Source organism: Paenibacillus azoreducens (assembly GCF_021654775.1).
Taxonomy (GTDB): Bacteria; Bacillota; Bacilli; order Paenibacillales; family Paenibacillaceae; genus Paenibacillus_AQ; species Paenibacillus_AQ azoreducens.
In genome coordinates this window covers 6,061,858-6,073,050 of the sequence record NZ_AP025343.1, presented here as the reverse complement: position 1 = coordinate 6,073,050, position 11,193 = coordinate 6,061,858, and the positions used below count along the sequence as shown (strand labels likewise).

The window sequence follows — 11,193 nt, the reverse complement described above, 5'->3', positions numbered from 1 at the left end:
CGGTCTGTCTTCTATGAGAGTACGTCGATAGACGTTTTTCTTATCAAAAGCAGACTTTTTGCACGAACTCTTAAAGTGAGGGGAAAGGGGCATCGCAATATGGATGTATCAATTTGGGGCTGCATGCTTATGGTCATCATTGCATTTATTACAGACATTAGAACAATGAAAATTCCCAATTGGCTGACATTAACGGCAATGCCGATGGGATTAACGGTCCACACGGTTATGGATGGGCTGCAGGGACTTCTTTTTTCGCTTAAGGGGCTTGCGGCAGGTTTTGTCCTGGTTCTTTTAATGCATGTGATCGGGGCGGTTGGAGCTGGCGACGTAAAACTGTTTGGCGGGATCGGCGCTTGGGCCGGAACGCTTTTTACGGTCCAATGTCTCATTTATTCCGTCCTTTGTGCCGGTGCGATAGGGATTTTGATTCTGCTGTGGAGACGGGAAACCTTGCAAAGAATGCGCAAAGCAGCGGATCATTTGGCAGGATTTTTTATGCTTAGAAGTTTTCAGGCGTTATCAGCCGCAAAAGAAAAACAGCTGCGCTTCCCGTTTATGCTTGCCGTCGTTCCCGGTTATGTTATCACTTGTATTTACGCAGCAAGTTAGGGGGGAGTTGTTTGTTAGGATTAACACGTGATTTTATACAGCAGGGCGGTACCTTCATGGTGCTGTCGGACGGTGCCGGCATTCGCTCCGAAGAACTGAGCAAGGTGGAAGTGTCCATGATCTCGGCATCAAAAATCCCGCATCTTTTGCCCTTGTATATAAAAGAAGTCGATCTCCAAGTGACGCTAAGGTATGCCATTACAGATAAAAGAATGCTTTCACACATGCTCAAAAGCGAAAAAATCAATATGACCGAATATTACGGTTTACTGCTACAGGTGGCGGAAGCATTGGAGGAAAGCGGAAAATACATGCTTGAGCCCGCGAAATATAGCCTGGATGAGAACTATATGTTTGTGGATGGATCCCTTCAGGCCGGAACGCTTTATTTAACCTATATACCACTTGAACGGGCAGAGGGAGCAGCGGTCAATGAACGGTTAAAGGAGCTTGTTACCCGGTTTATGGCATCGGTTACGGAGCTGAGCGGCGGCGGGGTTCAGCAGCTGCTGCAGTACACGTCATCCGAGGCCTTTACGCTTGGCGGTTTTAGAAAACTGCTGTTGAGGCTCCTGTCTGGAGAAGATAACGTTCTTGGTGAATCCGTGTGGAGTGGAAAGCCTGCACAGGCAGCGGCTTCGGAACGAAGCGGAAGGGCGGCACATGCATCATTCCCTGGACAGTACGGTGAAGCAGCACATGCATCATCCCTGCACGGAGGAGCCGCATATGCAACTCTCCCGGATCGGAAAGGGGGGACCGTACATGCGCAAATCTCCGATCCAAGCAGGCTTCAATTGCATGTTCCCACTGCCAATCGGGATGGACGAGCTGCGGGAGCTGCCAGGGCCGATAGTTATGCGGATGGACGTTGCGGGGAACCGGGACAACCTCGCCCGGAATGGTTTGGTACCTCCAAAGGGAGATCTGAGCCGACCGGTTCAGGATTGCAAGCGGATCATGCGTCAGATAGAGCGACTTTCCACGGCCAAAGTGCAGCAGTGTCTGACGATACGCCTATATCCAAGCAAAATCGGGGCAGGGATGGAGAACAATCCGCATTCGATTTTTTCAGGAGCCGGGATGGGTTTTTGGGTCGCAGTGAGGAGTCGAAGTCCGATGAAGAAGCCGAAGCGCAGTCCGCTTCGTCCAGAAAAATTTATGTTGCTCTAGGGTGTCTGCTTGCGGCAGCTTTGGTATGGAGAATGGCATATATGCCTGCCCCAAGCAGCGGGAAAATGATGTTATGTTTGTTGCTTACCATCATCCTGGCCGTTGTTGCAGGCATGGCATGGAAAGGCAAGCTTTTTGCATCCAAACGGGGGGATATATCCTCAGCATCCTTCGATGAACTGCCTGATTTCGGTTCCATTGAGCTCTCATCGGAAGGAAAACGAAATCAGAAGCGGTCCCGTTTTGAGGTGGAGCAGCTTACCGGGTTTTTTAGGGGCGGATGGAAAAAAGGAAAACGTCCCGAAGATGAGGAGAACGATCCTGAACCGGAATGGAAATGGAAGTTCCCTCCGGCCGAGTCGGAGCGAAAGGGCATGAGCAGTTCCGTAAGTTCGGTGGCGGCTGTGCCAGAGCCGGAGAATGCGCTTGCCGCTGTGTTGAACCAGAGAATGTGGGAGCATCTCGGTATTTCGGATACCGCCGGCGAAGAGATGGATGGGCGGGATTATTACGGCCAGCTCGGGATGAAGACGGAGATGCTGAAACCGGGGAAAGGCGGTGCAACCGTGCTGCTGAGCGATACGAATTCCGATGGTCCACGGTCAGTTCCAACGTTTTCGTCTCCCGTATGCTACCTGCTTCGGGAAGGTGAGGGGGGAGAGAGGGCCGAGCGGATTGAGCTGAGACAGCAGCATTTTGTGATCGGCCGCTCCGAGGAAGTGTCGCAATACGTTGAGACCTCCATCGGAGCTTCGCGCGCGCATGTAGAGTTGAGCCGGAGCGAGGACGGAAAATATGTGATCAAGGACCTTGGATCGAAAAACGGGACACGCTTAGGGGGAGAAGCGATGGTGCCTTATAAAGAATATCCGATTCATGACGGAGATACGTTTGTAATCGTAAACGGGCGTTATACCTTTCGTTCCGCCTGATTTGTCCTTAGATCCTGGAGAGCTTGCGGTAGCTTAGGATATTCGAAGCGGAAGCCATGCTTTAGCAGCTTGTCCGGGATGACGCGCTGCCCTTCCAAGATGATGAGGGAAAGCTCGCCCAAAATGGTCCGCATTATAAACGAAGGCACCGGAAACCAATGCGGGCGATGATAGACACGGCCGATTATTTGTCCAAACTCGTCATTGGTTACAGGCTCCGGAGCAGTGGCGTTAACCGGTCCGACTACATCAGATCGGTTAATGCAAAATTCGATTAATCGGATCATATCATGCAGATGAATCCAGGATACCCACTGCTTGCCGCTGCCTATTTTGCCGCCGACTCCTAGCATGTAGGGCAATTTCATAAGAGGATAAGCCCCGCCGTTATTTCCAAGCACAACGCCGGTCCGCAGCTTTACTTGACGCACATCCCGGATTTGATCCGCTGCATCCTCCCATTCCTTTACGACTGACGAAGGGAAATCGACGACATGATGCGGGCTGTCTTCAGTGAAGGTTTCGGTGAGCGATGTGCCGTATATGGCGATGGCCGATGCTTGAACAACGACCTCCGGCTTTGGATGCAGCGCTTGAACAAGTTTGGCTGTGGCCCGGACCGTTGTCATGCGTGAATCAATGATGCTTTTCTTACCCTTGGCCGTCCAGCGTTGATTGAGGGAGGATCCTGCAAGGTTGACAATGGCTTCCGTGCCTGCAAGCAGATCAGGCGTTGCTTCAACTTGCTGCCAGGTCAAATAGGAGAAACCGACGGGGACAGTGGCAGGGACATTGCGGGTAAGGATGGTTACTTGATGTCCCTGTTTCAGCAAATACGCAGCAAGCACTTGTCCAATAAAGCCCGTTCCGCCGCAAATTGCGATTTTCATAAACTTTCAGCCCCCTTTATGATCCGTAAATTATCTGAGGCAAAAATGACGAGATCCAAATATTCCGGCATCCGGTTATTTAATGTATGCAAAAGCCCCCAGGTATGGGATCAAACCGATGAAATGGTTCATTTCTTCAGGTGTGATGCTCCTCCCGGGGGCTTGTTGATGTCAGTCCTATTTTTGCATCAGATGTTCATAAGGTTTGTAATCGATCTGGTTTTTGTTCAGAAAAGCGACAAGGAATTTATTGTCCCGTTTCGGCGTTGCGGAAATATAACCTTTTATGCAGTGGTCCTGGGTTACCTCCGTCGCTCTTTCTTCCAATGCGATTCTGCCGATTTCAGCAGCGATGGAATGTCTGGCGATGTCCCGGAATGGTCCGGGCACAGGTTTAACCAGTTTGTCCAAAAATGCTTTGGTTTCATCCGTCCATAGGTGGCGGCTGGCTTCAACCCAGTGGTTCTGCCAATCGAGCTTGGATCTGCCGTCGTTTTTTGGCAGAACTTTCAGGAATTTGCGAATCATGAAATATCCGCCGATGGACATAGATCCGAGCAGAATGAACGCCCAGACCACCATGGAATTCATAAACATATTCGAGGGCACGGAAGAGGACAGCAGCCTCACGCCCAAAGAGCTGTACATGCGGTTTCACCTCTGGAACAATCTTCAAAATGATTTAACCTTGCATTTTCCGGGTCCCCGCAAAGTAATCGGAATAAGCCTCATAGGCTATACATCACTTTGTAGGGTTATTTTAGAATTATAACGCATTCCTAGATTTATTTCAGCATTCACGCTAAAATAAGGGATAATTCTAATGAGGGGGATGGATTTATGCTAAAAATCGGTTCTCATGTGTCCTTTTCGGACAAGGGCCTGTTAAGTGCAACAAACGAAGCCATCAGCTATGGATCAAGCTCGTTTATGATATATACCGGCGCTCCACAGAATACGCGCCGCAAACCGATTGAATCGATGTACTTGGAGGAAGGCAAGCAATTAATGAAGGAAAGCGGCTTTGAAGAGATTGTTGTGCATGCGCCTTACATCATCAATCTCGGATCGTACAAGCCCAATACATTTGAGCTTGCCGTCAGCTTTTTGCAGGAGGAGATCCGCCGGACGCATGCCATCGGCGTGAAGAACATCGTTTTGCATCCGGGTGCCTTTACCGATAAGGATGCGGCATACGGGATTGACCGGATCGCCGAAGGCCTTAATGAGGTGCTGAACGGTACCGACCAAACCGAGGTTCATATCGCGCTGGAAACGATGGCCGGCAAAGGCACGGAAATGGGCCGGACCTTTGAAGAAATTGCCCGCATCATCGAGAAAGTGAAGCAGGACGAGCGACTGACAATTTGTATGGATACATGCCATATTCATGATGCCGGATACGATATCGTCAATGATATCGACGGCGTGCTGGAAGATTTTGACCGCATTGTCGGCCTGGAGCGCATTAAGGTCGTTCATATCAATGACAGCAAAAACCCGCTCGGCGCAGCCAAGGACCGTCATGCCCCGATCGGATCGGGCTGGATCGGTTTTGACGCGATCAACAAGGTCGTACACCACGAAAAGCTCGCAGGCCGCCCGTTTATTCTGGAAACGCCTTGGATTGGCAAGGATGCCAAAACGCAGCGCCCGATGTACGAAATCGAAATCGCGCTTCTGCGCGGCAGCGTGTCGGAACGTTTCGGAGCCGAATTTATGAATCAGGTGGAAGACCTGCATGCATTTTATGCGAAGCAGGACATCGACCCTCGCCAATACGTGCTGGATGTCTGGTCTCTGCTTAAAAACGACGCCAAAGCGAAAAAGGCGGATTCCCGCGAGCCTCTGGAACGCCTGTATGATATGGTTGCCGAAGCCAATTTGTTCCCGGATCTGAGCGAGGAGCAAATCAATCAGCGCCTGATCGCTTGTCTGGCAGGCAAAGACGCTTTGAAATGAGGATTTTGCAATATCTTGAAATACAACAATTACAGCGTATTTAATGCATTAGAGAGAGTATGAGGAAGGAGCAGGAGAGCTCATGGAACTACATGTCAAACAAAATGCATCATCAAATGTATCGCAAACCCATCCTAACCGTGCGCGCATGTTGATTTCCTGTCCGGACGGACCGGGGATCGTTGCTGCCGTATCGCATTTTCTTCATCAGCATGGAGCGAATATCGTTCAATCCGACCAATATACGATGGATCCGGAAGGCGGCATGTTTTTCATGAGAGTGGAGTTCGATCTGGCAGAGCTTGACCATAAGCTGCCCGAACTCGAAAAGCAGTTTGCTCCCGTAGCGGAGAAGTTTAGTATGGAGTGGGAAATCTATCAAGTCAGCCGCAAGAAAAAACTAGCCATTTTCGTCTCCAAAGAGGATCATTGTCTGGTTGAGCTGCTGTGGCAGTGGCAGGCCGGGGATCTTGACGCCGAAATTTCGATGGTTGTCAGCAATCACCCGGATATGAAGGAATATGTGGAGTCGTTTGGCATTCCTTATCATCATATCCCGGTAACGGCCGACACGAAAAAAGAAGCCGAGCAGCGTCAGCTGGAAGTCATCGGCGACGATATCGACGTGATTGTTTTGGCACGCTACATGCAGATTATTTCTCCGACCTTTATTGAGCATTACCGGAACCGGATCATCAATATCCATCATTCCTTCCTTCCGGCCTTTGTCGGGGGCAAACCTTATGCCCAAGCCTACGATCGCGGCGTAAAAATTATCGGGGCAACGGCTCATTATGTCACCGAAGTGCTGGACGGGGGCCCGATCATCGAGCAGGACGTGCAGCGCGTAAGCCACCGCGATGATGTCAGCGAATTGAAGCGGATCGGCCGCACCATCGAGCGCGTCGTATTGGCGAGAGCCGTCAAATGGCATACCGAGGACCGGATTTTGGTGCATGAAAATAAAACCGTCGTATTTAACGGATAATTCGGCGCCCTTGTTTCAGAAATGCGATATTTAAGCGTCGTGAACTGAATAAAAACATCTACTGACTAAAGCCTGCTTCAAGTGAAGCGGGCTTTTTTTAAAATACTTTCCATGCGAACCGGAATTGTTGATTTTTGTTGGTTTAACGGCAAAAAGAGGCCTGTTACTACAATAAGCTTCCATTTGTAAAGTGTTTTCAACAAAATTTTCTTCAGAAATTTTTAAAAATATTGAAGTGAAATTAAGATATGAAGCGTCTTTAATATCGTAAGATCAAAAAATAGGATCGAAAAGCAATGAATGAGAGAGGGGTAGAAACTTTGTCTTTGCGGAATAAGGATTTGAAGCGGATAAGGCTTCCGATCGGGATTCTGGCGTTACTGATGCTGTTTCAGCTTGGGCTGGCTGCGGGTATCGTCCATGCCGACAATAAGCCGTCCATTGAGATGACAAGCCAAGTGGGCTACAACAGGATGATCAAGGAGGGTGCCTGGAATCCGCTGAAGTTAACCTTAACCAGCAATCAGGACCTGTCTGGAGATATCGTTGTCCAAGTGATGGAGGACCGGAACGGCAACAGTCCGATCTCATACGTCCAGCATGTGGAACTTCCGAAGGATACGGTCAAGGAAGTACTGCTGACCATTCCAGGGCAGCCCTATAACAAAAGGAATAATACCGTAATTTTTTATGAGGGTTCTGTTGAAAAAGGAAAGCAGATTCCGTTTTCCAACGGAGATGGCTATATTCAGGGGGCGACCTTTAACTCAGCAAATGTAGCCGTTCTGTCGGACGATCCTGATGCGATGAACTTTTTGGCGCTGTTGCAAAGCGGAAATTCGAAAGTCAGCGTCATGCATATGAAACAGCAGGACATTCCCGACAATCCGATGCTGCTGGATGGCATCGATGTGCTCGTGTTGACCCGCTTTGCATCCGATACGCTGACTCCACAGCAGGTCAAGGCGATTGAGGAGTGGGTCAAAACCGGGGGGCATCTGGTCTTAGGCGGAGGGGCTACTTATCCGAAAACGGCAGGTCCTTTCTCGGACATATCTCCGGTTAAATATAAGGGAACTTTTAGTACGTCCTCCCTGCCTGAACTTGAAAAGCTTGGAGCTTACAAGCAAGGGAGCGAAAAAGGCGGAGCGGCAAAGCTGAATCTGGGCGGGGAAGTGACGTTATCCGACGCCGAACTTGTCAAAGAGGCCAAGCTGCTGTATGCGGCCGGCGGCAAACCTCTGTTTGCAAGCCGTCAGGTTGAAAACGGCAAGGTGCTTTACGCGGCCTATGACGTTACTCAGGAGCCGATTGCTTCCTGGCCGGGGCATCCTTCCGTCTGGTCTTCGCTGCTGAGCAGCGAATTGCAGAAGAGTAATTGGAATGCCATGCGCGGAAATTACAATCCGATGCTGAATCTAAGTTATATCCTGAACTTCTTCCCTTCGCTCAAAATGCCTTCATTTCAGGCGCTTGCCTGGCTGATCCTGATTTACGCCATTGTCGTGGCGCCGCTGCTGTACTGGATTTTGAAAAAGGCGGACAAGCGTGAATGGGCCTGGTGGATGATTCCGACGATCGCGGTCATTGCCAGCGGCACGGTGTATTTTATCGGAGCAGCGGATAAAACCAAGGAGATGTCCCATACGCTGAACGTGGTGGAACTGGATGGAAGCGGCCAAGGCAAAATGAAAAGCGCAACGGCGTTTTTCTCGCCGGGAAGCGGTAATTATCATTTGGAGTTCCCTGCCAACTCTTATGTTTCCGTTCAGCGGGAGGGCGGAAGTTTTTCGGGTTCCAATAACAGCCGTAGTCTGGTCGAAATGGGAAGCAAAGAGACGGGCGTTAAGCTTCTGGACATGGCGCAGTGGTCTCTGGCCAAGCTTTGGGTAGAACAGCGTTCGCAAATGGAGGCATTGGGCAAATTTGATGTCAGCCTGTTTATCAATGATAAAGGAACCATTGATGGCAGCGTGGTCAACTCGACATCCAAAAAGCTGGATCACGCCGGCTTGGTTGTAGGCGGCAAACTGTATCCGCTTGGAAGTTTGGATCAAGGAAAGAGCGTTTCGCTGGCGTCGGTCACAACCGCAAAATCATTTGCAAACGGCAACCTGTCATTTGCGCTGTTCCAGGGGGTTTCAGGGAACGGGCAAGATCCTTTTGTCCGCGAGAGGGGCATGATCGACAATTATATGATGGCTTCGTCCTGGTCTGCCAAGGATGCTTACGTATTGGGGTTCAGCAAGGACAAGCTGTTCAACTATCTCAATGATGGTCATGAAATCGATAGCAACCAGCTCAATTTATGGGTTCAACCCGTAAACATCAGCTGGATTCAGAAAGGCAAGCTGAACATTCCATTCGGATTCGTTTCGCCGACGATCACTCAATCCTCGGGCAGCTGGTATGTAGAGCCAAATGGCATCAGCCATATCGAGCAGGGTTACATTATGTTCGATTATGATGCCCCCGACATGAAAAAAATGACGGGCGGAACGATGAAGCTTCAAACTAAAAATCCGGGCAAACAAACGGAATATTCTATCTTTAATTATCAGAAGCAGGATTGGGAGCCTATTGTGTGGGGTACATCCAAGCAGTGGAGCACTGCGAACCCGAATGAGAAATATGCCTCGCAGGGACATATCCGCATCAAGTTATCTGCCAAGGAAGCAACGGACCTGGTGCTGCCTGAGCTTGCAGTAGAGGGGGCGGTGAAGCCATGATAGATATTCAGCATTTAAGCAAAAAATACGGCAATTTCAACGCGCTCAAGGACATCAATCTATATATTCCAGAGGGAACAGTGTTTGGATTTGTGGGGCCGAATGGCGCCGGCAAGTCCACAACCATGTCGATACTGGCTACATTGATGCTGCCGACGTCGGGCATGGCCAAAGTGGACGGTTTCGACGTGACACAGTATCCGAAAGAGGTGCGCAAAAGAATCGGGTATATGCCTGACTTCTTCGGCGTATATGACCAATTGAAGACGACGGAATATTTGCATTTTTACGGGGCGAGCTACAACATCCCGCGCCCAGAGCGGGAAAAGCTCATTCCGCAGCTGCTCGAACTTGTGAATTTGAGCGATAAAAGCGACGTGTATGTCGACAGTCTCTCCCGGGGGATGAAGCAGCGTCTCTGTCTAGCACGATGCCTTATTCACGATCCAAAGGTCCTGATCTTGGACGAGCCGGCTTCCGGCCTTGATCCGCGGGCGAGGATCGAAATGCGCGAAATATTGAAAGAACTGAAGCAAATGGGCAAGACGATTATTATATCTTCGCATATTCTGCCTGAGCTGGCGGAAATGGTGGATGAAATCGGCGTAATTGAGCATGGGGAAATGGTGGCCCAGGGCAGGGTTGCCGATATTCAGGCGCAGCTTCGCGTCAAAAAAGTGCTGCATATCCGCGTGATGGAACGCGAAGAGGAGCTTGCGCAGCAATTGCGGGACGAAGCGCTGGTGTCGGCCGTGCTTTCTGACAATATGGGGATTCATGTGCATTTTAACGGCGGAGATCTTGAGCAGGTGCAGCTTCTTCAGCGCATTATATCCTGGGGATATGCCGTGATTTCTTTTCATGAGGCACAAACCAATCTGGAGGATGTATTCCTCGAAATTACCAAAGGAGGGCCTGTCGTATGAACTTGAGCCGCAAATGGATCAATCCGGTACTCGACAAGGAATTCCGCCTGCGGATGCGTACGCCCCGTTCGGCCATATCCCTGTTTGTTTACATTTTGGCGTTAGGGCTGGTCGCGCTTGGCTTTATTTATATCACGCTTTATTTTGGTTATCAGGGGAATCGGCCTTTTGATTCCGGCGCAGGTCGTGTGATGTTTTACGTGCTAAGTTTCGCACAGCTGGTATTGATCGCTTTTATGGCGCCGGCTTTGACGGCGGGAGTCATCAGCGGCGAACGGGAAAAGCAGACGCTGAGCATGCTGCTGACGACGCAGCAAAGCTCGTCAACCATTATTCTCAGCAAGTTGTTTTCTTCCTTAAGCTTCATGACGCTCATTGTTGTGGCCAGTCTGCCGATCTACAGCATCGTCTTCCTTTATGGGGGCATTTCGCTGAAGCAGCTGATTTTCATTTTTATCTTTTACTTGTTTGTCATGCTGCTGCTCGGAGCGCTTGGGGTGTTGTTTTCGACATTGTTCAGACGGACGATGATATCCGTTATTGTCACTTATGGCGTCGGCTTATGCATCTTCCTGCTGACCGGACTATTGTATTTGTTTTTCATGAGTATTGAGCAGCGGAGCTATTATTCCGGGACGACTCCTACGGGACCAACTTATTCCTGGGTCGGTTACGTGCTCGGATTAAACCCGGCAGGGGCGCTGATCAGCATATTTGAACCGGGATTTTCCAAAACCGCGTTTTTGCTGCGGAACGGGAACTTGAACACGGATGCGCCGATCCAGCTGTGGCAGGAATTTGTTCTGGTGTACAGCGTGGTTATCATCGCCGCTTTGTGGATTGCGATCCGCCGGATCCGTCCTGTGGCCAAACGAAAAAAGAAGAATCAGGAATATACGGCTCCACTCGCCGAAGCAGGGTCAGCCGATCATTCATAAATCCGTTTGCGTTGGCGCATGGAGGATGCTTGTTCCCTGAGGT

Annotated in this window: 9 protein-coding genes; 7 read left to right on the top strand and 2 right to left on the bottom strand. The window is 50.0% G+C overall.

All coding sequences use genetic code 11. The annotated features are described in order from the left end of the window. The first annotated feature begins 99 nt into the window (after nucleotides 1–99). Both L6442_RS27000 and L6442_RS26995 read left to right on the top strand, forming a co-directional pair. Nucleotides 100–612, top strand: coding sequence for an A24 family peptidase (locus tag L6442_RS27000; protein ID WP_212978933.1), 513 nt, complete (start codon nucleotides 100–102; stop codon nucleotides 610–612). An 11-nt stretch (nucleotides 613–623) separates the two neighbouring features. Continuing rightward, on the top strand, nucleotides 624–2,717 hold the full coding sequence (locus L6442_RS26995; RefSeq protein ID WP_212978934.1) for a DUF6382 domain-containing protein: 2,094 nt from the start codon (nucleotides 624–626) through the stop codon (nucleotides 2,715–2,717). On the opposite strand, the gene L6442_RS26990 is transcribed toward L6442_RS26995, so the two are convergent. Both L6442_RS26990 and L6442_RS26985 read right to left on the bottom strand, forming a co-directional pair. Then, nucleotides 2,696–3,607 carry a TIGR01777 family oxidoreductase gene (locus tag L6442_RS26990; RefSeq protein WP_212978935.1) on the bottom strand — a complete coding sequence of 304 codons (912 nt, stop codon included), beginning with the start codon at nucleotides 3,605–3,607 and terminating at the stop codon, nucleotides 2,696–2,698. The two genes, L6442_RS26995 and L6442_RS26990, sit on opposite strands and share 22 nt — an antisense overlap. Nucleotides 3,608–3,784: 177 nt before the next feature. Then, nucleotides 3,785–4,255 (bottom strand): DUF2621 domain-containing protein, encoded by a 471-nt coding sequence (locus L6442_RS26985; protein WP_212978936.1) that lies wholly within the window; start codon nucleotides 4,253–4,255, stop codon nucleotides 3,785–3,787. A 192-nt stretch (nucleotides 4,256–4,447) separates the two neighbouring features. Here L6442_RS26985 and L6442_RS26980 point away from each other — a divergent pair, with 192 nt between their 5' ends. The 5 genes from L6442_RS26980 (at nucleotide 4,448) to L6442_RS26960 (ending at nucleotide 11,150) form a co-directional block, all read left to right on the top strand. Beyond that, nucleotides 4,448–5,569: a deoxyribonuclease IV gene (locus L6442_RS26980; protein ID WP_212978937.1), complete on the top strand. Its 1,122-nt coding sequence runs from the start codon at nucleotides 4,448–4,450 to the stop codon at nucleotides 5,567–5,569. An 82-nt stretch (nucleotides 5,570–5,651) separates the two neighbouring features. Then, nucleotides 5,652–6,557, top strand: a complete 906-nt coding sequence (gene purU, locus L6442_RS26975) for a formyltetrahydrofolate deformylase (RefSeq protein WP_212978938.1) — start codon at nucleotides 5,652–5,654, stop codon at nucleotides 6,555–6,557. A 296-nt stretch (nucleotides 6,558–6,853) separates the two neighbouring features. Next, nucleotides 6,854–9,286, top strand: a complete 2,433-nt coding sequence (locus L6442_RS26970) for a DUF7408 domain-containing protein (protein WP_212978939.1) — start codon at nucleotides 6,854–6,856, stop codon at nucleotides 9,284–9,286. Continuing rightward, nucleotides 9,283–10,212 (top strand): ABC transporter ATP-binding protein, encoded by a 930-nt coding sequence (locus L6442_RS26965; protein WP_212978940.1) that lies wholly within the window; start codon nucleotides 9,283–9,285, stop codon nucleotides 10,210–10,212. The genes L6442_RS26970 and L6442_RS26965 overlap by 4 nt, the downstream gene beginning before the upstream one ends. Beyond that, nucleotides 10,209–11,150, top strand: a complete 942-nt coding sequence (locus L6442_RS26960) for an ABC transporter permease (protein ID WP_212978941.1) — start codon at nucleotides 10,209–10,211, stop codon at nucleotides 11,148–11,150. Before L6442_RS26965 ends, L6442_RS26960 begins: the two co-directional genes overlap by 4 nt. Nucleotides 11,151–11,193 lie beyond the last annotated feature (43 nt).

Bases quoted from the DNA above. Each gene is read 5' to 3' on its own strand.
- L6442_RS27000 (WP_212978933.1), top strand. From the start codon at position 100: ATGGATGTATCAATTTGGGGCTGCATGCTTATGGTCATCATTGCATTT.
- L6442_RS26990 (WP_212978935.1), bottom strand. From the start codon at position 3,607: ATGAAAATCGCAATTTGCGGCGGAACGGGCTTTATTGGACAAGTGCTT.
- L6442_RS26985 (WP_212978936.1), bottom strand. From the start codon at position 4,255: ATGTACAGCTCTTTGGGCGTGAGGCTGCTGTCCTCTTCCGTGCCCTCG.
- L6442_RS26980 (WP_212978937.1), top strand. From the start codon at position 4,448: ATGCTAAAAATCGGTTCTCATGTGTCCTTTTCGGACAAGGGCCTGTTA.
- purU (WP_212978938.1), top strand. From the start codon at position 5,652: ATGGAACTACATGTCAAACAAAATGCATCATCAAATGTATCGCAAACC.
- L6442_RS26970 (WP_212978939.1), top strand. From the start codon at position 6,854: ATGAATGAGAGAGGGGTAGAAACTTTGTCTTTGCGGAATAAGGATTTG.
- L6442_RS26965 (WP_212978940.1), top strand. From the start codon at position 9,283: ATGATAGATATTCAGCATTTAAGCAAAAAATACGGCAATTTCAACGCG.
- L6442_RS26960 (WP_212978941.1), top strand. From the start codon at position 10,209: ATGAACTTGAGCCGCAAATGGATCAATCCGGTACTCGACAAGGAATTC.